Source organism: Chryseobacterium sp. 22543, assembly GCF_052044565.1.
In the GTDB taxonomy this organism is placed as follows: Bacteria; Bacteroidota; Bacteroidia; order Flavobacteriales; family Weeksellaceae; genus Chryseobacterium.
This window is the reverse complement of sequence record NZ_JBQENH010000002.1, coordinates 870,222-895,321: the sequence shown is the minus strand read 5'-3', so window position 1 is coordinate 895,321 and position 25,100 is coordinate 870,222. Positions and strand designations below refer to the sequence as shown.

22 protein-coding genes and 2 riboswitches are annotated in these 25,100 nt (G+C 37.9%); of the genes, 8 read left to right on the top strand and 14 right to left on the bottom strand.

Going from position 1 to position 25,100, the window contains the following annotated elements; genetic code table 11:
• Positions 1-32 precede the first annotated feature (32 nt).
• From ACTJIP_RS09835 to ACTJIP_RS09815, 5 genes are all read left to right on the top strand, one after another.
• Entirely contained in the window at positions 33-653 is a 621-nt protein-coding gene (locus ACTJIP_RS09835; protein WP_077414558.1) for a hypothetical protein, read from the top strand.
• A 13-nt stretch (positions 654-666) separates the two neighbouring features.
• Positions 667-1,068: a DoxX family protein gene (locus ACTJIP_RS09830; protein WP_077414560.1), complete on the top strand. Its 402-nt coding sequence runs from the start codon at positions 667-669 to the stop codon at positions 1,066-1,068.
• Positions 1,069-1,207: 139 nt separating this feature from the next.
• A complete protein-coding gene (locus tag ACTJIP_RS09825; protein WP_440704505.1) occupies positions 1,208-2,119 on the top strand; it encodes a PhzF family isomerase in 912 nt (303 codons plus the stop codon).
• 79 nt (positions 2,120-2,198) lie between these two features.
• Positions 2,199-2,540 carry a YciI family protein gene (locus ACTJIP_RS09820; RefSeq protein ID WP_077414562.1) on the top strand — a complete coding sequence of 114 codons (342 nt, stop codon included), beginning with the start codon at positions 2,199-2,201 and terminating at the stop codon, positions 2,538-2,540.
• 32 nt (positions 2,541-2,572) lie between these two features.
• Entirely contained in the window at positions 2,573-3,805 is a 1,233-nt protein-coding gene (locus ACTJIP_RS09815; RefSeq protein ID WP_440704504.1) for an RNA polymerase sigma factor, read from the top strand.
• A 50-nt stretch (positions 3,806-3,855) separates the two neighbouring features.
• Here ACTJIP_RS09815 and ACTJIP_RS09810 read toward each other — a convergent pair whose 3' ends face one another.
• Positions 3,856-4,500 carry a DUF1062 domain-containing protein gene (locus tag ACTJIP_RS09810; protein ID WP_077414566.1) on the bottom strand — a complete coding sequence of 215 codons (645 nt, stop codon included), beginning with the start codon at positions 4,498-4,500 and terminating at the stop codon, positions 3,856-3,858.
• A 516-nt stretch (positions 4,501-5,016) separates the two neighbouring features.
• Here ACTJIP_RS09810 and ACTJIP_RS09805 point away from each other — a divergent pair.
• Both ACTJIP_RS09805 and ACTJIP_RS09800 read left to right on the top strand, forming a co-directional pair.
• Positions 5,017-6,432, top strand: a complete 1,416-nt coding sequence (locus tag ACTJIP_RS09805; protein WP_440704503.1) for an aldehyde dehydrogenase family protein — start codon at positions 5,017-5,019, stop codon at positions 6,430-6,432.
• A gap of 128 nt (positions 6,433-6,560) precedes the next feature.
• The gene (locus ACTJIP_RS09800) at positions 6,561-7,358 is read left to right on the top strand and encodes a helix-turn-helix domain-containing protein (RefSeq protein ID WP_440704502.1); all 798 of its coding nucleotides are present in this window, start codon (positions 6,561-6,563) and stop codon (positions 7,356-7,358) included.
• A 1-nt stretch (position 7,359) separates the two neighbouring features.
• On the opposite strand, the gene ACTJIP_RS09795 is transcribed toward ACTJIP_RS09800, so the two are convergent.
• On the bottom strand, positions 7,360-8,070 hold the full coding sequence (locus ACTJIP_RS09795; RefSeq protein ID WP_077414571.1) for a hypothetical protein: 711 nt from the start codon (positions 8,068-8,070) through the stop codon (positions 7,360-7,362).
• Between the two features lie 204 nt (positions 8,071-8,274).
• Positions 8,275-10,578, bottom strand: coding sequence for a 5-methyltetrahydropteroyltriglutamate--homocysteine S-methyltransferase (gene metE, locus ACTJIP_RS09790; protein ID WP_440704501.1), 2,304 nt, complete (start codon positions 10,576-10,578; stop codon positions 8,275-8,277).
• Positions 10,579-10,752: 174 nt separating this feature from the next.
• Positions 10,753-10,938: riboswitch (cobalamin riboswitch) on the bottom strand.
• Positions 10,939-11,133: 195 nt separating this feature from the next.
• On the opposite strand from metE, the gene ACTJIP_RS09785 reads away from it, so the two are divergent.
• Complete coding sequence (locus ACTJIP_RS09785) at positions 11,134-11,595, top strand: Lrp/AsnC family transcriptional regulator (protein ID WP_047375447.1); 462 nt, start codon at positions 11,134-11,136, stop codon at positions 11,593-11,595.
• An 84-nt stretch (positions 11,596-11,679) separates the two neighbouring features.
• Here the strand turns inward: ACTJIP_RS09785 and ACTJIP_RS09780 are convergent, their stop codons facing one another.
• The 11 genes from ACTJIP_RS09780 to ACTJIP_RS09730 all read right to left on the bottom strand — a co-directional run bounded on the left by ACTJIP_RS09780 (position 11,680) and on the right by ACTJIP_RS09730 (position 25,017).
• Positions 11,680-12,462 (bottom strand): enoyl-CoA hydratase/isomerase family protein, encoded by a 783-nt coding sequence (locus tag ACTJIP_RS09780; protein WP_077414575.1) that lies wholly within the window; start codon positions 12,460-12,462, stop codon positions 11,680-11,682.
• 67 nt (positions 12,463-12,529) lie between these two features.
• Positions 12,530-13,414, bottom strand: coding sequence for a 3-hydroxyisobutyrate dehydrogenase (gene mmsB, locus ACTJIP_RS09775; RefSeq protein ID WP_428168152.1), 885 nt, complete (start codon positions 13,412-13,414; stop codon positions 12,530-12,532).
• A 98-nt stretch (positions 13,415-13,512) separates the two neighbouring features.
• Complete coding sequence (locus ACTJIP_RS09770) at positions 13,513-14,610, bottom strand: enoyl-CoA hydratase/isomerase family protein (protein ID WP_440704500.1); 1,098 nt, start codon at positions 14,608-14,610, stop codon at positions 13,513-13,515.
• 317 nt (positions 14,611-14,927) lie between these two features.
• Positions 14,928-16,088 carry an acyl-CoA dehydrogenase family protein gene (locus tag ACTJIP_RS09765; RefSeq protein WP_077414581.1) on the bottom strand — a complete coding sequence of 387 codons (1,161 nt, stop codon included), beginning with the start codon at positions 16,086-16,088 and terminating at the stop codon, positions 14,928-14,930.
• Between the two features lie 98 nt (positions 16,089-16,186).
• Complete coding sequence (locus tag ACTJIP_RS09760) at positions 16,187-17,683, bottom strand: CoA-acylating methylmalonate-semialdehyde dehydrogenase (protein ID WP_219072550.1); 1,497 nt, start codon at positions 17,681-17,683, stop codon at positions 16,187-16,189.
• A gap of 133 nt (positions 17,684-17,816) precedes the next feature.
• Complete coding sequence (locus ACTJIP_RS09755) at positions 17,817-19,268, bottom strand: bifunctional 2-methylcitrate dehydratase/aconitate hydratase (RefSeq protein WP_219072549.1); 1,452 nt, start codon at positions 19,266-19,268, stop codon at positions 17,817-17,819.
• A gap of 94 nt (positions 19,269-19,362) precedes the next feature.
• Positions 19,363-20,517 carry a bifunctional 2-methylcitrate synthase/citrate synthase gene (gene prpC, locus ACTJIP_RS09750; RefSeq protein ID WP_077414587.1) on the bottom strand — a complete coding sequence of 385 codons (1,155 nt, stop codon included), beginning with the start codon at positions 20,515-20,517 and terminating at the stop codon, positions 19,363-19,365.
• Positions 20,518-20,519: 2 nt separating this feature from the next.
• Complete coding sequence (prpB, locus tag ACTJIP_RS09745; RefSeq protein WP_180565677.1) at positions 20,520-21,416, bottom strand: methylisocitrate lyase; 897 nt, start codon at positions 21,414-21,416, stop codon at positions 20,520-20,522.
• 457 nt (positions 21,417-21,873) lie between these two features.
• A riboswitch (cobalamin riboswitch) is annotated at positions 21,874-22,064 on the bottom strand.
• 350 nt (positions 22,065-22,414) lie between these two features.
• Positions 22,415-23,182 (bottom strand): LytR/AlgR family response regulator transcription factor, encoded by a 768-nt coding sequence (locus ACTJIP_RS09740; RefSeq protein ID WP_180565676.1) that lies wholly within the window; start codon positions 23,180-23,182, stop codon positions 22,415-22,417.
• A 4-nt stretch (positions 23,183-23,186) separates the two neighbouring features.
• Positions 23,187-24,236, bottom strand: coding sequence for a sensor histidine kinase (locus tag ACTJIP_RS09735; RefSeq protein ID WP_175627204.1), 1,050 nt, complete (start codon positions 24,234-24,236; stop codon positions 23,187-23,189).
• 37 nt (positions 24,237-24,273) lie between these two features.
• Entirely contained in the window at positions 24,274-25,017 is a 744-nt protein-coding gene (locus tag ACTJIP_RS09730) for a hypothetical protein (RefSeq protein ID WP_219072547.1), read from the bottom strand.
• Positions 25,018-25,100: the final 83 nt, after the last annotated feature.

Genomic DNA, 25,100 nt, shown 5'->3' with positions numbered 1-25,100 from the left:
TAATTTTGCTCACAGAATTTAATGAGTGAAATATGAAGGCAAAAATCATCACAATAACAGCTCTTGCATCAGCTTCCCTGAATCTGAATGCACAGAAACTTTCCTATACTCCCGATCTTGTTTTAGGACATCGGTCGTATACCTATATGCATAATGTCAATTATCAACTGAATGAACAGCTGAAATTGAACAATCTTACTTTGTTTGATACAGAATACACCAAAGACAAAGAAAATATATTTTTTATCAGAAATACCCTCGCTTATAGCTTTACCAGAAGACTTAGCGCCAATGCGGCATTTGGAATGAAAAATCCAGGAGCATTTTTCAGTGCTTATCTGCAATACAAAATCATCCAGCCCAGCTATTCTCTCTCCTACTCTATTGGAACTACCTACCAGAAAGGGTTTTCGCTGGAACAGTCTATATCATTTGAATATACTCCTTATCTCACAGAAAACCTTAAAGGATATTTCAGTGTACTGGCAATTGGAAACCTGGATGACAGTGGGTATCCCAGAGGACTCCAGTTTATCAGAATTGGTGTAAAACAGGATAAAATGATGTATGGACTCGCTTCCAATTTTGATCAGTTTAACAACGGAAAAAAGACCCTGGAAAATATCGGGGCATTTATAAAATATAACTTTTAAATAATTATAAGAAATGAAAAAGAACATTGATTTAGGAATGCTTATCTGCAGAATAGCCATCGGATTTCCCATGTCGGTTTACGGAATCAGCAAACTGATCCATGGAGTTGGATTTATTAAGGATATGATGGCTATGCATGGTTTACCATCTTTCTTTGCATATGGGGTCTTTGCAGGAGAAATTATAGCTCCTGTTATGCTGATTGTGGGATTCAGGGCCAGACTGGCTGGATTAGTTTTTGCAGTCAATTGCTTCACAGCCACTATTCTTGCACAGACGGCTAATATTTTCAAACTTAATGAATTCGGTGGGTGGGCTTTGGAATTACTGGTGATCTATATGCTGGTAAGTCTAAGCTTTTTCTTTACAGGAGCCGGGAAATATGCAGTTTCTACCCAGAATAAGTGGGATTAAAATACCTTGAAATTTTCTATTCACTAATTGATAAATCAGAATCCGGAGATCCTGATTTATTTTTTTGCCAAATGACAATAAAACAGGCATCGGATCACCGGTTTCATTCCGTATTTTTACAGTAAACTTAATCACCCATATGAAAGAAGTTATCGTCTACCAAATTGATTCTTTTACCAAAGAGAAATTCAAAGGAAATCCTGCAGGAGTTGTATTAAATGCTGAAAATATGACGTCTGAAGAAATGCAGCTCGTTGCCAGAGAGCTTAATAATTCTGAAACTGCATTTGTTTTCAGGTCTGATAATCCCAAAGAAAATTTTGATTATCAGGTCAGATATTTTACCCCTACTACAGAAGTTCCATCCTGCGGACACGCTACCATTGCTGCGCTTTACGCAAAAGCTCAGGAAGACCACCTGGATTCCTGCATCGTTAAAATCAAAACACAAATCGGAATATTACCAATTCATATAGAAAGAGAAAACAATGATTATCTCATCACCATGACACAGGGAAAATTTGAGCTGAGCCCAGCTTTTGATACTTCAATGACCCAAAGAATTGTGCTTGCCCTGGGACTGACAATGGATGATCTTGATGAAAAATGTCCCGTACAGATCGCTTCTACAGGACATTCAAAAGTAATAATCGGTATTAAAAGCAATATGACCTTAAATCATCTGGTTCCTGATCTTGCTGCTTTGACAAAGCTCAGTAAAGAAATTGGCTGTAACGGATATTTTGTATTTACTTTCGATACAGATGAAAAAGAGATATTAACCCATGGAAGGATGTTTGCACCCGCTATCGGTATTTCCGAAGATCCGGTTACCGGAAATGCAAATGGTCCTCTGGGAGGTTATCTTATTCAGAACAAGATCAGAGAAACTGCTGCTGATATTTTTGAATTTACCGGAAAACAAGGGGAAGCCATCAACAGGATTGGTGAAGTAAAAGTACAGGTTAGCGTAAGAGACAGCCAACCCGAGATCATCCGTATTACCGGAAATGCAGTATGTGTTTTCAGAACTACTATGAATTTGAAATAATTCTGATATTTATATTAAAACAATTGTCCCCATTAAGGAAAATTGGTCGTCATCAAGATGAATCAAAAAATTGAATACAATGAAAGAATTCTTATTAGTCTTCCGTGCAGACTACAAGTCTATGCCCAAGACATCACCGGAACAAATGCAGGCCAACACTCAGAAATGGATGAACTGGATCACAGGAATTGCTGCGCAGAATAAACTGGCAGACAGAGGAAACCGCCTGGAAAATACAGGACAGGTTGTAAAATCCGACGGAATAATTTCTGATGGTCCTTACACTGAGATTAAAGAATCTATCATGGGATACACGCTTATCAATGCGGAATCTATTGAAGAAGCGACTGCTTTATGTAAAGAATGTCCTATCCTGTTATTTGGGGGAAGTGTAGAAGTAAGGGAAATCAGTAAATTGTAATAACTACCTTTGATACAGTCTTTTCATCAACCATGACCAATCCGAATGAAATAACGCCGCATTTATTCAGAACCAAGTACAGTAAAATCGTTGCTGTACTTTGCAGAAGTTTTGATATCAAACATATCGAAATTGCAGAAGATATTGCCAGCGAAACCTTTCTGAAAGCTTCAGAATATTGGGTGGTAAACGGACTTCCTGATAATCCTGCAGCCTGGCTTTATACAGTGGCTAAGAATAAAGCAAAAGATTATTTCAAGCACCTTTCCATTATTGAAAAAAACAAAAAAGAAGAGGTAAGAACCACCGAAAAAGAATATCCAACCCTAGATTTCGATACCAAAAATATCTCTGACAGCCAGCTGGAAATGATTTTTGTGACCTGTAATCCTGTCAATTCCCAAGAAACTCAAATATGTTTGGCTCTTCAGATTCTCTGCGGCTTCAGTGTGGAAGAGATCGCCAATGCTTTTCTTTCTAAAACCGAGACTATCAAAAAACGTTTGCAACGGGGCCGGGTAGCTCTCAGAACACACCATTTTACAATAGATTCTTTAAGTGAACAGGATATTCACCAGCGATTGGAAACGGTGTTGACTACTTTATATTTATTGTTTAATGAAGGCTATTTTTCCAGAACGGATAACCTTTTGATCCGTAAAGATCTTTGCCTGGAAGCCATAAGACTTACCCTGATTCTTACTGACAATCAGTTTACCAACATCCCGAAAACCAATGCGCTGCTGGCTTTGATGTGTTTTCAGAGCTCAAGGCTTGATGCCCGGACCAATGATGAAGGAGAAGCCATTCTTTTTGATGAGCAGGACGAAACATTATGGGATAAAAATTTGATTGAAAAAGGCAATTATTACCTGATAGAAGCCTGCCAGGCCAACAATACTTCTGTTTCAAAATATCATCTGGAAGCAGGTATTGCATATTGGCATACTTCATCTGCCAAAGATAAATGGCAGCAAATTTTAAACCTGTACAATCAGCTTGCTATCATTGAATATTCTCCGGTTACTGCCTTAAACAGAGCTTTTGCTTTTTCCAAAGTGTATGGAAATGAGATTGCTTTTCCTGAAGCAGAAAAGCTTAATCTCACCGGCAACGAATATTATCACGGGCTGCTGGGATATTTATATTCTGAAATCCATCCGGATCAGGCGATTTATCATTTTAAAGAAGCAATCCGTCTGACCAAATCAAAGCCGGAAAAACAGACTTTACAGAAACAGGTTAATCTTTTAAAAACAAAGTAAATTTCAACATAAAAAAGCCTCCCGATAATCATCAGGAGGCTTTTCTTTTATTATTCATCAGCGGTTTTGAGAAATAATTCCTCTTTCCCAATAAGATAGATGTCGATCAGCGCTTTTGTGTTGATGTTAACAGTATCACCGTTTTTAATCTTGTATTTCTTCTGTAAAGGTTTTCCGTTAAAATAAACTGTACCTGAATCAAGCAGAAGGTTCAATTTAGATGACGAAAGACCTAAGCATGTTCTGATAACAGTTGAAGCTCTTACGTTAAAATCAAAAGAACATTGTATCTGAAACGAAATGATTTCACCGTCCATATTGATCAGATCTTCAACAGGAATGGTATTGTATAGAATTTCATATGCTACGCTTTCCAGATCTGCTTCTACATTATTTTTCTTTCTTATTTCCTGTGAAAAAGCATATTCCCAGGCAATTTCCGTATCGTTTTCTGAAAATTTATTGAACAGTTCTTTACTGACAGATTCTGTTCTTATTCTTGAAAAAACAGTCATGTTATAGGTGTTGCTGCATTTTACACATCGGTAAATCAACCATATATCTATATTCTTTTTTTGAGCATTCAATCTGAATTTATCGCTGCAATAAAATCTGTCACTGTTACAATGATTGCATTTCTTTTTTAGTAAGGGAGTATTTTTCGCTTTTACCTCCCAAATATGTTTTGTACTCATTACTTATAATCGTGCTTGCTATTCTTTGTTGGATTTTTTCCATATTATTCACGCATTACAAGAAGGTCGATACATCTGAGATTTACCCACAGACTATTCTTAAGGTATAATTTGAACTGTATTTCAGTCTTTTAAAATCATAATGATGAAGACGAAAACAACAGATATAGTTGCCTTTGGCAGGCAATGCATAATATGATGAAATGAAAACCTGTTCGGGTAGAATTACCCAAACGAAAGAACGATCAGCCTGTGGTTACGGAGACTGATACTAAGCAGTAATAAGTTTAAGTGTTGTTCTCAAAACGACTATTTACTTGGTTATGATAAAAGTAGTCAATTTCAGGGAAGAACGGGTCATTTTTTCATATTAATTCAAAAAAGAAAAACAAACAGCTTATATTTTCCATACAAATTGGTCTCTAAAAATGAACCATACAACAAATAAAAATTGAACCATACAACAAACCTGTCCTTTCTGTTTCTGACGAACTTTGTCATATTAAAATCATCAAAATGAAACAGATTAATAAAATTTACATCAACGGTGAATTTGTTACACCGAATGGAACAGAAACATTTGACCTTATCAATCCTATGACCAATCAAAAAACCGGAGAAGTCGTTCTTGGAAATGAAGAAGATACCCGAATGGCTATCGCTGCAGCGAAGAAAGCTTTTACAACCTTTTCAGAAACTATAAAAGAAGAACGCATCGGATTACTTCAAAAACTTCATGAAGCGGTTAGTAAACGGGAAGATGAACTGGTTTCTGTGATGGTGGAGGAATATGGAGGAACCCTGCAGTTCTGCAGGATGAGTGTTCAAAACGCAATTTCAGCCTTTACAACAACCATTACGACTCTGGAATCATATGACTTTGAAAAAACAGTCGGCCATTCTAAAGTACGTTTTGAATCTTTGGGAGTAGTAGGAATCATTACCCCATGGAATGCCAGCAACAGTTTTATCTGCAACAAACTGGCTACCGCTATTGCCGCCGGATGTACAGCCGTCATCAAACCAAGTGAAATGAGTGCTGCACAAACTCAGCTGCTTACTGAATGTTTCCATGAAGCCGGTTTGCCTGCAGGGATATTCAATATTGTAAATGGGTTAGGAAATGTAGTAGGTGTAGAAATTACCCAGCATCCCGATATCGCAAAAATTTCTTTCACCGGATCCACAGTTACAGGAAAAGCTATTGCCAAAGGAGCCGTAGATACTATGAAAAGAGTAACTCTTGAACTTGGCGGAAAGTCTCCGAATATCATTCTTGAAGATGCCGATCTGGAAAAAGCTATTCCTATGGCTGTTTTCGGAGCCTATATGAACAACGGACAGGCTTGCATCGCTCCTACCCGCCTGCTTGTTCCTATCAACAGATTGAATGAAGTGAATGAACTGGCTAAAAAAGCGGCGGAACAGGTAAAAGTGGGAAACCCTAATGAAGAAGATACCCTTGTAGGACCTATGGTAAGCACCAAGCAGTTTGAAAGAGTACAAAGCTACATCCGTCTTGGTCAGGAAGAAGGCGCAACGCTGCTCGCAGGTGGTGAAGGTAAACCGGAAGGTCTTGAAAATGGTAATTTTGTAAAAGCAACCATCTTTACCAATGTTCGTAATGATATGCGTATCGCTCAGGAGGAAATCTTCGGGCCGGTACTGTCTATCATTCCTTATGCTAATGAAGAGGAAGCGGTTGCTATTGCCAATGACACCACTTATGGTCTGGCAGCTTACATCAGTTCTTCTGATAAAGAGCATGCAGAACGTATTGCTGCACAGATTGATGCCGGAAGAATCTGTATCAATGGATTTTCACATGATCCTTATGCTCCTTTCGGTGGGTTTAAGCAAAGTGGTATCGGCCGTGAGTATGGTGTGTTCGGATTGGAGGCTTATCTTGAACCCAAGACCATTCTTGTCTGATATTAAAATCCTCAGAGTCTGTGCAATAGCAGGCTTCGAGGATTTAAACAATATGTAATCCATTATTGATACTAAAAAAGTTTTGTAAGTTTGAAAAAAGAATCGATCAAGAAATAACTGTCTGAGCCATGAGCGAAAATAATATTCTTTTACCTATCAATTACTCCTGTCATTTTTCAGAATTCAGGGAAGGAGAACAATTTGCACGAATCCATAGTCTGGGACTGGTTATTTCCGGGGAAATGGAACTGAATGACGGTACCACAAAGACGATATTTAAAGAAGGGGAACTTTATTCTGCAAGAAAAAACCGTCTCCTGAAGTTTGCAAAATACCCTCCTAAAAATGGAGAGATAAGAACAGTAACCATTTATTTTGATGAAGCCATCTTACGTGATTTCAGCCGTGAATATGGCTATCAGGCAGAGAAGAAGGATAATATTCCGGCTTTTATAAAACCGGATCAAAAGGCATTAACTTCTTTTATGTACTCTTTACTGGCCTATGAAGAACTTCCTGCTTCTACAGAACTTCTGCGTCTCAAACAGAAAGAAGCTTTACTTCTGATGCTGAGCGATGATCCGGGTCTTAAAGATATTTTATTTGATTTTTCTGAGCCTTACAAAATAGATATTGAAACTTTTATGAACAAAAACTTTCATTTCAATGTCAATGTAGAACGATTTGCTTATTTAACAGGGCGAAGTCTGTCTGCCTTTAAAAGAGATTTTCAAAAGATATTCGGGATACCGCCAAGACAATGGCTGCAGCTTCGGCGATTGAAGGAAGCTCATTTTCTGCTTACCCAAAAAGAGAGATCGGTTTCCGATATTTATCTGGATTTGGGCTTTGAAAATTTATCTCATTTCTCCTTTGCATTTAAAAAGCAGTTTGGCTATCCACCGAGCTCATTACAGGCAAAATAACTTAGACTTCATCTAAAAAAATGTATCTGAAAGCGATGATCACCAGAATGACAACAGCTATTGTAATAATTTTCACTTTCATATCGCTTTTAAGGTGGTCAGGAGCATAGCGTAATGTTTTTTCATCAAGATAAAAATCCTTGTAAACCTCAGAATCAATTTTGAGATCGGGGCGAAAAGTCTGTACTCCTTTCAGAAAATGTCCAATAAGATCATACCGGTTTTTAAGTGGAATCACATCCAGATTGATCAGTTTCTTTTTGGGTTTTCCGGTTTCATCTTTTTCATGAACATATAGATTTTTTCTGAAATTACTATATTTTCCGAGATTCTGAGATTCTGAATAAATATCTTTTGTATAGGAGTCCTTGCTTTTGATCAAATCCTGGTATTTAATTTCTGACAGTATTTTCTCTTTTCTGTTGAGAAACAGGATTCCCTGATGATTGATCAGCAGACCACTGATTTTCTCATCCTGATTTCTGATCATTTGATAAGCCAGCCACCCTGCCAGCAGGCCAGTAATCAAAAAGAATAAAAAGAAGATCATGTCAGATGCGGTATCTGTAGAAGTATGTGAAACAGCATCAATAAAAAATCCCAGTAAAACAACAGCAATGACCGCAAAAAGAATGACAATACTCCATCTTATTCTGGCTATGTATTCCGGGCTGTAGGTTTCTGATCTCATTTCAGAAAATGATTCTTTCATATTTAAATGTATCGTTGGTTATCAGTTTTTCAATGTATTTTTAAGACTCATATCTGTCAAAATACATCGGGCAGCAAAAATACTATATAAAAATGAATAGAATATTAAATGATCACCCTATTTTTATCCTTTTAAAATAACAGATCGTGCTATGAAAATCATAACACGATCTGAATTGTTGAATATAATTATTTTAAAGTTTTTTTAAAGTGCATATTCTACGGAGGCTTCTTTAGCTGCGGCCACCATTGCAATCAAAGCTTTTTCTGTTTCTTCCCAGTGTCTTGTTTTCAGTCCGCAGTCCGGATTTACCCAGAGTTGATTGGCAGGAATTACGTTTTGAGCTTTTCTCAACAGTTCAATCATTTCTTCTTTTGACGGAACCCTTGGGGAATGAATATCGTATACTCCGGGACCAATTTCATTCGGATATCTGAAATCTGCAAAAGCATTCAGCAGTTCCATCTGAGAACGGGAACATTCTATGGTAATCACATCTGCATCCATATCAGCAATATTTTCAATAATATCATTGAATTCCGAATAGCACATATGGGTATGAATCTGTGTAGCATCTTCCACTCCGCTTGCTGAAATTCTGAAAGCTTCTACGGCCCATTTCAGGTAGTTCTGCCAGTCTGTCTTTCTTAATGGAAGCCCTTCTCTTATCGCAGGCTCATCAATCTGAATAATTCTGATTCCTGCTTTTTCAAGATCCGCAACCTCATCACGGATAGCCAGAGCAATTTGCTTACACGTCTCTGAACGGGGCTGATCATCACGTACAAAAGACCATTGTAAGATCGTAACAGGACCTGTGAGCATTCCTTTTACCCATTTTTCAGTCTGGGATTGTGCATATTGGGACCAATATACCGTCATTGGTGTCGGGCGGGAAACATCACCGAAGATCACAGGAGGCTTTACACAACGGCTTCCGTAGCTTTGTACCCAGCCATTTTTTGTAAATACAAAACCTTCCAGCTGCTCTCCGAAATATTCCACCATATCATTACGTTCAAATTCCCCGTGAACCAATACATCTATCCCTATTTCTTCCTGCCAGTTAATCGTTCTCTGGGTCTCTTCTTTCAGTAAGGTATCATACTGCTCTGCCGTCAGCTCTCCTTTTTTGAATTTTGCTCTCCAGCTTCTTACCTCAGTGGTCTGCGGGAATGATCCGATGGTTGTTGTTGGGAATAAAGGAAGCTGCAGTACTTTCTGTTGTTCTTCTTTACGGATTTTGAAAGTATTTATCCTTTGAGCATCTTTTTCAGTAACCGCATTTGCTCTTTGCTTCACGTCATCATTATGAATAAGAGAAGATGTTCTTCTGCTTGCAATTGCTTTTTTATTATCTTCAAAAGCAGCAAGAATCTGTTTATTCTCTGTTCCGGATGCCAGTTCTTTAAGCGTTACCACTTCTGCCACTTTTTGTTTGGCAAAAGCCAGCCAGTTTTTAATTTCCGGATTAAGTGTGGTTTCAAAATCCAGATCACAAGGTGAATGAAGTAATGAAGAGGAAGGAGCAATTAAAACCCTTTCAGATCCTAATTTCTCAACTGCTTTTTGAATGAAAGACAAAGACTTTTCATAATCATTTTTCCAGATATTTCTTCCGTCAACCACACCCAATGAAAGACTTAAGCTTTCCGGAATACCATTCAGAATATCATCTAACTGTTCAGGGTTTCTAACCAAATCAATGTGTAAAGTATTCACAGGAAGTGAGGTGGCAAGTGGCCAATTATCATTTAATCCTTCAAAATAAGTGGCAACAATAAATTTCAGTTTTGGGAAACGTTTTCTTATTTCAGCGTAAACAAAATGATAAGTTTCTTTCGCTTTCTCCGTTAAGTCCAACGCTAAAAACGGTTCATCAAACTGAATCCACTCTGCGCCCTGCTCCTGAAGTTTTGTTAAGATATCTGTATATACGGGAAGAAGATTTGCAGCCAGATCCAGTTTATCAAATCCTTCTTCTTTCTCTTTTCCTAACAACAGATAAGAAACCAGTCCGATAATGACCGGTTTTGCATTGATTCCTGCCTGCTTTGCTCCTGCAAATTCATTGAAAATTTTATCTGAACTCAGTTTAAACTGTTGATTTTTATAAAACTCGGGAACGATATAGTGATAATTGGTATCAAACCATTTTGTCATTTCCATCGCTGTGATATCCAGTCCTTCTTTCTGATATCCTCTTGCCATGGCAAAATAAAGATCCAGCTCAGAATTGTTTTTTTTAAGCACTACTTCATGATAACGTGTGGGAATTGCCCCTACCACAAGACTCATATCCAATACCTGATCATAATATGAAAAATCATTACAGGGAATAAGGTCTATACCGGCTTCTTTCTGAATGTTCCAGTTTTGGTTACAGATATTTCTGCCCGTATTCAGAAGTTCTTCCAAAAGGATTTTACCTGACCAATATTGCTCGCAGGCTTTTTTGAGTTCTCTTTTGCTACCAATACGCGGATAGCCCAGAATGTGAGTTTGCATTTTTTTTACTTTTTAATTAAACTTAATGGTAAAGTCTTTTAAAAATGCTTCGTAATGTTTTAACGGATAAAAATTTCAGGATCATGATATAACAAACAATACAATTCCCTTACAGAGAAAGTGTATAAATCCGATATATCATCTGTATGACCCAAAGCTTCAGACCGCGAAAGCATCGTCAATTCAGTAAAGGCAGGTCTCCTGACTTGTAACAGTTTCCATCATCCTTCCCGCTTTTGGCAGTGGATATATAAGGACAGAAACCTTTGGTATGTTACTTACAGTTGCGCGACAGCTCGTGATTCTCACACGATTCCCTATTAATCTACGTTACGTAAAACCTTTCCTGTTTGATGAAGTATCTCTAAAGAACTGTACTTTTACCTGTAATGATAGTCATCAGTAAAAGTTTTTAATCTTGTGTAAAATTAACAATACAGAATAAACATACAATAAAAGCTAATTAATTAAGCAAAATAAACTTTAAAAAACACAGTAAAAAGCATATAATTCTTTACATTTGACTGTTTTTATAATCTAAAAGAATAATATTCTGTGGAACAACTCGATGATAAGGATGTACAGCTGCTGAGGCTGCTCCAGAAAAATGCAAAACTGACCGTTAAAGAGCTTGCTAAAGAAGTGAACCTCTCCACGTCACCTGTTTTTGAAAGAGTAAAAAGATTGGAACAGGAAGGGTTTGTGAAAAGATATGCCGCTGTTCTTGATGCTGAAAAACTCAACCGTGGGTTTACGGTTTTCTGTCAGATTAAGCTGAAAATTCACGACCGATCTGTAGGTTATGATTTTGTGAAAGAAATTTTAGAAATTGAAGAAGTTGCAGAATGCTACAATATTTCCGGAGATTTTGATTTTCTTCTGAAAGTTCAGGTACGGGATATGAAACATTACCAGGATTTTGTGTTTAATAAACTGGGATCTGTAGATTCTATAGGGAGCACTCACAGTACGTTTGTCATGGCTGAGGTGAAAAACAATCATGGAATCACCATATAATAAAAATGAAAAATTGAGAATTGAAAATGGAAAATGATACTTAACTTAAACCATGCTATTTTCAATTCTCTATCTTCCAATGTATTAATTTCCTTTAAAGTCCGGGGTTCTTTTTTCTATAAATGCCCCGATACCTTCATGGTGGTCTTCTGTTGTAAACAACTCTCCGAATAATGCAGCTTCCTGTTTTAACCCATCCGTAATGTGCAGTTCAAATCCTGTATTTAAAGACTGTTTCGCTTTTGCCACAGCTACAGGTCCTCTTGCGGCAATTGTTTCTGCCAGTTTTTGAGCTTCGTTGAGTAATTCTTCGGGCGCAAAAACATGATTGACAAAACCAAAATCTTTACAAGCTTCTGCGGAATAAAATTCTCCGGAGAAAACCATTTCCCTTGCTTTGTATAATCCGATAGCTCTTGGCAGACGCTGGGTTCCGCCAAAACAAGGCAATAATCCTAATGTCACTTCAGGGAGTCCAAATTTTGCTTTCCCGCTAGCCAGGATAATATCACAGGATAATGCCAGTTCACACCCTCCTCCCAATGCAAAACCGTTCACAGCAGCTATCACAGCAAACGGAAGTTCTTCAATAGCATTAAAAGCAGTTTGTGCAGCAATAGAAAAAGTCTCTGCTTCTGCGGGAGTCATTTGCTGCATGGCTTTAATGTCAGCCCCTGCAACAAAAGCTTTTTCCCCGGAACCGGTAATAATTAATACTCTGATATTTTTATCTGATCTTATCTTGCTGGCAAATGATTTCAGTTCCTGTAAAACCTGTTCATTCAAGGAGTTTAATGCCTGCGGACGGTTTATCGTCAGCGTTCCGACAGGTCCGTTTTGTTGATATAATAATGTTTCGAAAGTCATTTTTTTAATTGATAGTTGATAATTATTAAAAAGTAATCATAGACAGTATTTACCTTCTATTCAATTTTTAAAGGTCTCTGTTTAGAAATTGAATAATACTTGAAAAGTCTGTTTTTCCATTTCCGGATTCGCTCCACATTCTGTACAAATTCAATGCGGTATTGCCAAGAGGTGTAGATGTTTTGGTTTCCAAACCCGCTTCTGCAGCAAGGCCCAGATCTTTTGTCATCAGGTCTACGGCAAAACCACCAGAATAATTACGGGAAGCCGGAGCATTTTCCATTACTCCCGGATAGGGATTATAAACATCCAAGGACCAGTTTTTCCCGGAACTCTTCTGCATAATCTCACTTAAAACCTGAGGATTAAGACCATGTTTCACCCCCAGATTGATAGCTTCTGAAGTTCCGATCATGTGAATGGCCAACAGCATATTATTACAGATCTTAGCAACCTGACCCGCCCCGGATTCTCCGGCATGAAATATATTCTGTCCCATACACTTGAGTATCGGCCTGGCTTTTTCGTAGTCATCCTGTTTACCACCCACAATAAAGGTGAGTGTACCTGCCTGAGCTCCGGCAGTTCCTCCGGAAACGGGTGCATCTATCATTCTGCAGCCTTTTGAAACAGCAAGTTCAGCCACTGTACGGGCTGTAACTGCATCAATGGTACTGCTGTCAATTAATAATGTGTTTGGTTTCAGGCTGTTTATAAAATCTTCTGAATAAAGATCAGCTACGTGTTTTCCGGAAGGCAGCATTGAAATCACTACATCTGCATCCTCAGAAGCGGCCACAGCAGATCCTGCAGCCTTTCCTCCTTCTGACACCAGTATTTTCAAAGCTTTCTCCGAAAGGTCAAAACCCACAACGTGATGACCTTTTTTGATCAGGTTAATAGCCATTGGCCCACCCATATTTCCTAATCCTATGAATGCTATATTTGACATAATTTTTAGTTTAAAGTTTAAAGTTTAAAGTTGAGGGTTCAAAGTTCTCTATTGATTAAAAACATCTATGGATGTCATAAAAGTCTTATTTTCAATACTTAAATCTCCATTCTCAATGTTTCATTTTCCATTTTCAATTCTTTAAAGTAAGAATCTATCCATTCTTCCGTAATCTCTTCCCATGTTGCGGGATGCCATTTCGGAGACATGTCTTTGTCTACCAATAATGCTCTTACTCCTTCTGCAAAATCAGGGTGGATACAGCACTGACACGACAGATTCAGTTCAGATTGAAAAACCTCTCCAAGACTTAGATCTTTACCTTGTTTCAATTGTCTGAAAATAATGTGTGCTGAACTTGGAGATCCGGCTTCAAAGCTTTTCACACCGTTATTAATCCATTCATCTTTATCATTATGGCTGATCAATATTTTTCTGAAATCTTCCAGAGAGTTGATTTCTTCAAACTGCTTGATAAAAGAAGCGTGTAATTCCGCCTGAGACTCAGGAATAATGACTTCTTTTGAAATATTTTCGAGAATATGGGAAACAGTTTTATGAGATGCTCCGTCCCAGTCTACCTGTTGAAGGGCATTCAGAACAGTTTCTTTTGAGGAAGATTCTATAAAATAATCTGCCAGTCCTAAGAATTTACAGTCTGCTCCATCCAGTCTTGCGCCTGTTAATCCTAAATAAACTCCATAGGCGGAAGGCATTTTATTCAAAAAGCAGGTTCCCCCTACATCAGGATACAGTCCAATTGTAATTTCAGGCATTGCCAGTTTACTTTTTTCTGTAACGATGCGGTGTGAGGCTCCTACCATTAAACCAATTCCGCCTCCCATAACGATTCCGTGTCCCCAGACGATGACAGGTTTTGGATAGGTATGAATGGCATAGTCTACCTGATATTCTTTTGAAAAGAAGTCGAAACAGTCCTGTGGAACCTTTGAAGCATCTACTTTACGCTGCGCAATAATAGCATCATGTAATTTTCTTACATCACCACCTGCACAGAATGCTTTTTCGCCAGCTCCCTGAAGGAATATACAGGCTACTTCATCAGAAGTCTTCCAGTTTTCCAAGATAACTTTCAGTTCTTCTATCATTTCCAATGACAGCGAATTGAGGGTTTTCTCAGAGTTCAGAGTAATAATCCCGACCTTATTTTTTATTTCTGTTATAATTACACTCATGGTATTTAATTAAAAATTGAGAGTTGAAAATTGAAAATTATTATTAAAAAGTTGTCTAAACTTTATCAAACCACAAAAGTCACAAAAGTTTTAAACACTTAAGTTTCTTTAGTGCCTGGCTTTATGGATAAAAAGTACACCTAAGTTTTGTGAAAATCTTTGACTTTCATCTTATGTGAGCTTTTCTGAGACATCATTTTAGCCTTACTTAAGTGAACTAAAGTGTTTTAAAATAAAAGCTTTTGTGTCTTTTGTGGTTAAAATAATTAATAATAAAGTTTAAACAGCTTCTAAGTTAAATATGAAAACTCTGTTTATCATCTTATTTGTAAAGTGGCTCCTTCTTCAAGGATCTTTCTTGAAATCACGAGTTTCATAATTTCATTGGTTCCTTCCACTACCTGATGTACTCTGGCATCACGCATCAGCCTTTCAACCGGAAAATCCTGTGTACAGCCATAGCCGCCTAAGATCTGAAGGGCCTCGTTGCATATATTAAAGCTCATATCCGTAGCCAATCTTTTCGCCATGGCACAATAAGTAGTGGCATTGGGATCTTTGGAATCAAGCTTAAATGCTGCCAACTGTACCATTTGACGGGCTGCGACCAACTCCGTCACCATATCTGCAATTTTAAATTGAAGAGACTGAAACTGGGCCAAAGATTTTCCGAACTGCTGCCTTTCATGCATATAGCGCTGAGCCTGATTGATTGCTCCCTGTGCTGCTCCTACGGAACATGTGCCAATATTGATGCGGCCTCCGTCCAATCCTTTCAGAGCTATTTTAAATCCTTCCCCTAATGTACCTAAAAGATATTTCTCTTCTACTTCCACATGATCTAAAAACACAAAACGGGTCGGCTGTGTATTCCAGCCCAGCTTTTTTTCTTTTTCTCCAAAACTGATTCCCGGAGCATCTGCAGGTACTACAAATGCACTGATTCCTTTGGTGCCAGATTCTCCCGTACGGGCCATGACAATTAATATATCACTTTCACCTGCCCCGGAGATAAATGCTTTGGTTCCATTAATACTATATTTATTTCCTTTTTTGACGGCTGTTGTTTTCAAACCTGCTGCATCTGAGCCTGAGCCTGGTTCAGTAAGGCAATAGGAGCCCAAGAGTCTGCCTGATGCCAGATCCGGACATAATTTTTTCCTGATTTCATCAGTTCCAAATTCATCAACCATCCATGAAACCATGTTGTGTATGGTAATATAGGCTGTAGTAGAAGGACATGCTGCTGCTAATTCTTCAAATATAATGGCAGCATCCAACCGTGATAGTCCCAATCCTCCGGCTTCTTCACTGGTGTATATACCACAGAAGCCCAATTCTCCGGCCTTAACAATAGCTTCTTTGGGAAATTTCTTTTCAGCATCCCATTCTGAAGCATATGGAAACAGCTCTTTTTCAGCAAACTTTCTCGCAGCATCCTGAAATGCCAGCTGATCTTCATTTAGGTTAAACTCCATAGTATTAAATTGAAAATTTATTTGAATTGAGAATGAATAATTGAATGTAAAAAAATGGATCATTGAGAAGGCTAATTATCTCAATTATCCGTTTTACATTATTTTAAGTTGATGGTCATATTCACACTTCCTCCCGGCACATCTTCTTCAAACCAGCGGGCGGTAATGGTTTTGGTTTCGGTATAGAAACGAACGCCTTGTTTTCCATAAGAGTGCAGATCGCCAAAGAATGATTTCCGCCATCCCGTAAAAGAGAAAAATGGCAGCGGAACAGGAATCGGAAGGTTGACACCAATCTGCCCTACTTCAATTTCATGCTGGAATTTTCTTGCAGCGGCTCCTGAATTAGTAAAAATTGAGGTTCCGTTTCCGTATGGGTTTTCATTAATGATCCTTATCGCTTCATCTAAGGTTTCTGCCTTTAATAACAGCAATGCCGGCCCGAAAATTTCTTCTTTGTAGATGTCCATATCCACAGAAACACTGCTAAATAAGGTAGGGCCTACAAAATATCCGTTTTCATAGCCTTCTACGGTATAGCTGCTTCCATCCAGGAGGACTTCTGCTCCCTGATCGTAGGCACTTTTGATCAACCTTACTACTTTCTCTTTAGATTGCTTATTGATCAATGGGCCAAATGCAGCTGATTCATCAGACCAGACCCCTGGCTTTACTGTACTTAAAGCAGTTTTAATATCTTCTATCCAATTTTGAGACTCTCCTACCAATACAGCCACACTGATCGCCATACAACGCTGACCGGCCGCACCACAGGAAGCTCCTACCAGATTATTAATCACCTGACTTTTATTGGCATCGGGCATAACTACCATATGATTTTTAGCTCCGCCAAAAGCCTGAACTCTTTTGAGATTATCGGTTCCGGTGCGGTAGACATGTTCTGCAACCGGTACAGAGCCTACAAATGAAATAGCCCTGATGTCGGCATGATTCAAAATATGATTTACCTGATCTTTGGTACCGTGAACAATATTTAAAACACCTTTAGGAAAACCTGCCTCCAAAAACAGTTCTGCCATTTTCATGGAGGTCATAGGAGTCTGCTCTGAAGGTTTTAAGATAAAGGTATTACCGCATGCTATCGCCATAGGAAACATCCACAAAGGAATCATGGCCGGGAAGTTGAAAGGAGTAATTCCTGCACAGACCCCAAGAGGCTGAATGTAACTGTAGGTATCTACTCCTCTTGCTACGTTTTCTACTGTTTCCCCCATCATCAGGGTCGGAATATTACAGGCATGCTCTACGACTTCTATGCCGCGCCAAACATCTCCCATAGCATCTGCAAAGGTTTTTCCGTTTTCTTTGGAAAGGATTTCCGCAATTTCTTTTTGATGTTCTTTTAAAAGATGCTGGTATTTCAGAAATAGTCTTGCTCTTTCCGGAGTGGCAACTTCTTTCCATATTTTGAAAGCTTCTGCAGCGGCTTCAATAGCTTCATCTATTTCAGACAATTCCGTGAGAGGAACTTCTGCCAGAATCTCCTGTGAAGCAGGATTTTCTACAGGAAGATAGTTTTTCGTTTTACTTTCTGTAAAATTTCCATTGATTAATATTTTTATTTTTTGTGACATAGTTTTTTTAATTAAAATGGAGCATTGAAAGTTTTAATCATAAAAATGAGAATGGAGAACTGATCATTTTTCAAAAAAATATCGACTATTCTTTAAAAACGTTTTGATATTCAATTCTCCATCTCTTTTGATTTTAAATGACTAAAAGATCTACAAATTCATTGACGTTAAGATTCACTAATGTGTCATATTCCAATGAATTTTCAAGGATTGTTCTTTGTTGTTTTTCCGGGAAAATACGAGCAAGATTAACTTTATATTTCTTGATCAGTTCAGGAATACCTTCGTCTCTTCTTCGTTTGTGACCAATAGGATATTCTACCACTATTTCGTCTAAAACAGTTCCGTCATTAAGTTCTACCGTCATCGCATTGGCAATGGAGCGTTTTTCCGGATCATGATAATCTGCAGTAAACTGAACATCTTCCACACATTCAATTTTGTCACGAAGTGCATCAATTCTTGGATCTGAAGCGATGTTATCTTCATAATCGGCAGCCGTAAGTCTTCCATAGATCAATGGTACAGCCACCATATATTGGATGCAGTGGTCACGGTCAGCAGGGTTATTTAACGGACCTTTTTTGTCAATAATTCTAATAGCAGCTTCATGGGTACGGATGGTAATTTTTTTGATATCATTTGTTGTTTTTCCAAGGCCTCTTAAAGTTGCGTGTAATGTCATTGCGGCTTCTACTGCAGTCTGCGAGTGAAATTCGGCAGGGAAAGAAATTTTAAAGAGTACATTTTCCATTACATAAGAACTGTATTCTCTCTGGAATTTGAATTCATTCCCTTTGAAGGAAACATCATAGAATCCCCATGTTTTTGCTGTCAATACAGATGGATAGCCCATTTCTCCTGTTTTTGCAATCAGGGCAAGACGTACTGCCCTTGAGGTAGCATCTCCTGCCGCCCATGATTTACGGGAACCTGTATTGGGAGCGTGACGGTAAGTTCTTAAAGACTGTCCGTCCACAAAAGCCAGTGACACGGCATTGACAATTTCATCACGGTTTAATCCGACCAGCTTTCCTACAACTGCTGTGGAAGCTAATTTTACCAATAAAACGTGATCCAGTCCTACTTTATTGAATGAATTTTCCAATGCCATTACGCCCTGAATTTCGTGAGCCATGATCATTGCTTCCAGTACCTGTTTCATTTTTAAAGGTGATTTTCCTTCTGCAATATTTGTTCTGGATAACCAGTCTGCGGTCGCCAGAATCCCTCCAAGGTTATCAGAAGGATGTCCCCATTCTGCTGCCAGCCATGTATCATTGAAGTCCAGCCAACGGATGATCGCTCCGATATTGAACGCTGCCTGAATGGGATCCAGCTGGAATTGGGTACCCGGTACTTTTGCGCCGTTAGGAACTACTGTCCCTTTTACCACAGGTCCTAAAAGTTTTGTACATGCCGGGTAAGTCAATGCTTCCAGCCCACAGCCGATTGTATCCAGAAGACAGTAGTGAGCGGTCTTCCATGCTAAGTCATTTTTAATTTCGTAATTTAAAACATAGTCTGCAATGTCTGTTAATACCTGATCGGGTTGTGGTCTTTCGTTTGAGATGTGTGAACTCATTTTTTATTATTGAAAAATTTTAATTAATTAAAAGTTAAGAGTGGAAAATTGAAAATGAATTATTGTTTTTTCATTTCCGACATTCTATTTTCCATTATTTCCGGTCGTTGATGGACACAAATTCTTTGTTTTCAGGCCCTGTATAATTGGCACTTGGACGGATAATCTTTCCATCCTGTCTCTGTTCTATAATATGAGCACTCCATCCGGTCACTCTTGAAATGACAAATAACGGAGTAAACATCAGAGTAGGCACTCCCATCAGATGGTAAGAAACAGCGGAGAACCAATCCAGATTCGGGAACATTTTCTTTTCTTCCCACATGATCGTTTCCAATCTTTCAGCAATATTATACAGCAGCATATCTCCTGCTTCTTCAGAAAGTTCTTTCGCCACTTTTTTAATCACGACGTTTCTCGGATCTGAAATGGTATACACCGGGTGTCCAAAGCCAATAATCACTTCTTTGTTCACAATACGCTTGCGAATATCGCTTTCTGCTTCATCAGGAGAATTGTAGCGGCTTTGGATTTCAAAAGCAACTTCATTTGCCCCACCATGTTTAGGTCCTCTCAAAGCACCAATTGCTCCGGTAATTGCAGAGTAAATATCAGATCCTGTTCCGGCAATCACACGGCTGGTAAATGTTGAGGCATTAAATTCATGTTCTGCATAGAGGTTTAACGAGATTTCCATTGCTTTTACCCAGGAATCTGCAGGTTTTTTCCCATGCAGCAGGTGAAGGAAATGCCCTCCTATTGTATCATCATCGGTTTCTACGTCAATTTCTTTTCCATTATGGGTATAATGATACCAATATAACAGACCTGAGCTGAAAGATGCCAGTAATTTGTCTGCAATATCTCTTGCTCCCGCCATATTATGATCATCTTTTTCCGGCTGAATACTTCCGATAGCAGAAACCATGGAACGCATGACATCCATGGGATGAGCCGCTGCAGGAATACTCTTAAGAATATTTCTCACAGAATGAGGTAGCCCTCTCAAAGATTTTAGTTTGGCTTTATAGTTTTTCAATTGTGCTCCGGTTGGCAGCTGGCCGTAGATCAAAAGATAAGCTACTTCTTCAAACTGTGCTTTCTCTGCCAGATCCAGAATATCATATCCTCTGTAATGGAGATCGTTTCCACTTTTTCCGACACTGCAAAGAGCCGTATTACCTGCTGCTACCCCTGAAAGCGCAACGCTTTTTTTAGGTTTAAATGTGGGTTCACTGTTAGTTGACATTATCAATTATTTTGTTTAAAAAGGTTGTCTAATTTTTGTTCGTAGTCATAGTATCCGATGCTTTGATAGAGTTCTTCCCTGGTTTGCATAGTATCCAATACATTGATCTGTGTTCCGTCTTTACGAAGGTGTTCATATACATTTTGAGCTGCTTTATTGGCAGCACGGAAAGCAGAAAGCGGATAAAGGATCAGTCCCACGCCTGCATTTTTTAATTCTTCCACCGTGTACATTCTGATCATCCCGAATTCGGTAATATTAGCCAGCACTGGAACTCCTGCAGCTTCAACAAACTTGTGATAAAAGCTTAAGTCAGGAACGGCTTCTGCAAAAATAAAATCTGCTCCAGCTTCTTTATAAGCTGCTGCTCTTTCCAATGTTTTTTCCAATCCTTCATTAGCAAATGCATCGGTACGGGCACCAATTACAAAATTTTCATCGGTACGGGCATCTACCGCTGCTTTCAGTCTGTCTACCATTTCTTCTTTGGTTACCACTTCTTTTCCCGGGCGGTGTCCACAGCGTTTTGCCCCTACCTGGTCTTCAATATGGAGGGCCGCAGCTCCAGCTTTAATCAGTGACTTTACAGTTCTTGCCACATTGAATGCTGAAGGTCCGAATCCGGTATCAACATCTACCATGAGCGGTACATCGCAAACATTCGTGATACGCTGAACATCAATCAATACATCTTCCAGCGTGGTAATTCCTAGATCCGGAATCCCCAGAGAACCCGCAGCAACACCGCCTCCTGAAAGATAAATTGCATTAAAACCTACCTGCTGTGCTAACAATGCATGATTGGCATTGATGGTGCCAACAATCTGAAGAGGACTTTCTTTTCGCATGGCCTCCCGAAATTTCATACCGGGAGACTTCAAACTTTCACTTGTAGTCATTATAATATTTATTGTTTAGTTGAAATTTGTTTTACAGAAAACCATGAACAGGCATCACAATAGCTACCGGCATTGCATGATATGTTAAAAAGGAAATCAAAAAGTAACTGATTTGTTTTAATCGATTTTTGTAATCCGGAATTCAGAGCCATTATCTCCGTGCCAATCTGTTTATTTCCAAGTCTGCTGCTGTATGAATAATCGAAATCGAATGGATACATTTTTTTAACTTTTTATATTGATTAAATCCTCATAAAAAGTTCCTGATAAACTTCACAATGCCTGTGAGAAAGAAAAATATGGAAAAGGAAAAATACGATGAATACACGATAATGAAAGAGCATACCGCTCCACTACTTATCTGCATCACAAAAATAACACGAGCTGACAAAATATATTGATCCCACTGTTATCCATATCGTATCATACCTGACTATAAGCTTCAGACCGCGAAAGCATCGTCAATTCGAAATAGGCAGGTCTCCTGACTTGTAACAGTTTTTATCGCCCTTCCCATATAACGAGGTATACAGTGGACCTTTTTTGATAAAAACCTTGATGTTACTTACAGTTGCGCGACAGTTCGTGATTTGCACACGATTCCCTTTTAAGACACAGCTAAGTGTAACCAGTTTCGGTTGATAAAGAAGATGTTAAGAACTCCTTGGTGGTAAATATAGGTATTTTATAAAAACATGAAAGATATTTTATGCAAACAATAATTATTTAATCATAATCCATTGATTATGTTATTATTAAAAATACATTCTTCACCCAACAGACATTATAATTTAGATTATCCTGCCCATTTTTTGTTACAAAATCCACAAGATATGTCGTGAAAAAATCAGACAAGTTCAAAGAAACTGTCTACTTGTTATTGTTTTTCATTCTGGAATTGAAGCGTTTTTTAAAACTTTTTTTTTAGCGATAATGGATGCTCATTTTCTGGCTTCAAATGATCTTTTTTATATCATTTTCAGTCAAAAATTTAATCTTTATTCTTCAATCCATTTTCTGAAAGCAGAGGTATTACTCTGGCTTGTGATAAGGTGGATTTTATGTCCTTTTATCTGGATAGACTGTGTATTTCTGTTGTAACGCTCTATCCTTTCAATATGTATTTTCTGAACGATTTCACTTCGGTTAATTCTGAAAAAATCCGAAGGACTAAGCTGATTTTCAATTTCTTTTAGTGTAGATTCATTCAACAGATGTTTTTTTCCTGCAGTATCAAAAGCAAAGACAATTCCCTCTTCTGCTTCAAAGAAAGTGATCTCTTCAGTATTTACAAAATAAGTTCCCTGATGTGAGGAGACCGTAAATCTTTTTTTATATTTTTTCTCTGGATGACTGTTATTGAGCATTTGCTGAAGTTTTATCAGGACATCATTCTGTTCTGATGCAGAAGTTCTTAATAAAAGAAATTTACCCCATGCTTTTTGGAAACGTTCCTGTGAAAATGGTTTTAAAAGATATTCTATACCATTACTTTCAAAGGCATTCATCCAATACTGATCGTAAGCGGTTGTGAAAATTATCGGGCTTGAAATGTTCACCTGACTGTAGATTTCAAAGGCATTTCCATCCAATAATTCTATATCAGAAAAGATCAGGTCTACTGTTGAATTTTTAAAAAAAGTAACGGCTTCTTCTACGGTATCAATCTCTGCAACGATCTCAACCGGTTCTTCCAATTCGCTGATAAAACGTTTTAATTTGTTTCTGGCAGGAATTTCGTCTTCGATAATTATAACTTTTATCATATTTTTATACTGGAATTATAGGAAGTGTTACTGAAAATCCGGTTTCTGTTTTTAATATTTCTACCTGTCGGTCGGTTAATAACGTATATTGTTCTTTAAGATTGTTCAACGCTCTTCCAGACGTTTTTTTACTGTTACGCTTCGGTATAACATTATTTGAAACGGTTATTGTCTGATCCAGATTTATGGTGACTACAACTGGATTTGTAAGCGTTCCAAGATTATGCTGAACTGCATTTTCCAAAAGCAGCTGTAATGATAACGGGATAATATTTCCTGGGGATCTTATATGATTTATTTCTAATGAATAGGCATTTCCGTATTTGTACTGGATCAGATTAAAATATTTCTCTGCAAAAGCAAGCTCTTCTTCCACTGCTACTAATTTTTTATCGGAAACATCTAAAACATAGCGGTATATCTCTGCAAATTCGTTAAGAAAGTCGGAAGCTTTTCGTTTATCTTCTTCTATGAGCTGGTCCAGAATATTGAGATTATTGAACAAAAAATGAGGATTAAGCTGCGCTTTCAGCTGATTAATTTTACTTTCAGACAATGCATGATCATAAAGAGCAAGCTGTTTCTGATAGTCTGTATTCTTTTTGTAGTAACGGTATGCCAGAAAAAAACTTCCATAAATAAAGCCCCCGATCAAATCTGAAAAAGTGGAAAGAATAACAACTTCCTGATTAAAATTCTTCTCAATCTTTCCAAAAGCAAAGGCAATCAAAAAGCCTATTATCTTCATCACCACAAGATAGGTCAACAGTGATGAACTGAATATTTTAAGGATTTCTGTGATGCTGAATGTTGATGACTTCTGCCAGTTTTTAATGAAAAAATCGATCACAAAAAACAAGATACAGGCACTAATAAGAGTGACAACTGCAGCTTCCGGAGTAAAAATATACCAGTCTAATGTTCTTCTTATCCCAATACGGGTATGAATAGATTGTACATAGGCAAACAAAAGGATAAACAGAAGAAAATACCTGTTTTGATTAATCCGTTTTACAATGGTTTTCATCGGCTTTCTGAATGGTCTTTTTTGCAAAAATAGCCCTATATTTTTACAGGGCTGTTTCTTTGTATTATTTTTTTTTCTTTTCAGGAAATGATGCGGTAACGTTTCCTTCATCATCTAAGAAATCCAGTTTTGCTTCGTTATTTTTATCTACACAGAATCTGGCTCGCGGCTGGCCTTTACTGTCGAATAAAAACAATCCGTTATGTTCATCTTTGGTTTTCCCAAGCATCATTCTTGGTGCTCCTCCAATCAGTCCCTGCTGTTCATATTCTTTATATTTTTTCTGAGCAGCTTCCGGATCTTTTATCTGGTTCAGCTCTGCCATTATTTCCCCGGTTTTTATTTGTGATTCTTTTGATGGGCGGTCATTGAAATAAAGCCCGCTTGCCACTACTCTTTTATCTCCTTTCTTATAATCCTGAGTCAAAAGCTGCATTACCTGATCACCGTTATACTGATCATAAGTAAGGGATAATCCCGAGCTGTGCCCGTTTTTATTTTTCTGCCCATCATAAATAAAACCTCCACATTCTATTCCGTCTTCATTGAAGAAAAGCATTCCTGAGCGTTTTTTTCTTGTTTTATTGGTAGGATTACCGTTTATTTTATCTTCTCCGTTGGGAAATTTTTCTACATTGGTAATGATCATCTTTACAGTACCGTCTTTTTCAACAATATTGATTCTTTCAACATCAATCTCTGTGAATTTCTCATGTCCGTCTGTTTTGAAAGCTGAAGCTGTTAAAAATACAATTCCAATAACTGCTGTAAAAGCAAATGTTCTTAAAAAAATTAATTCTCTGTTCATAGTTTATGATGTTAATTATTTCTGTTTTGATATGTCAAAGTTATTCTATCTGCTTCTGTGGTTCAATCAGAAAACAATGAACT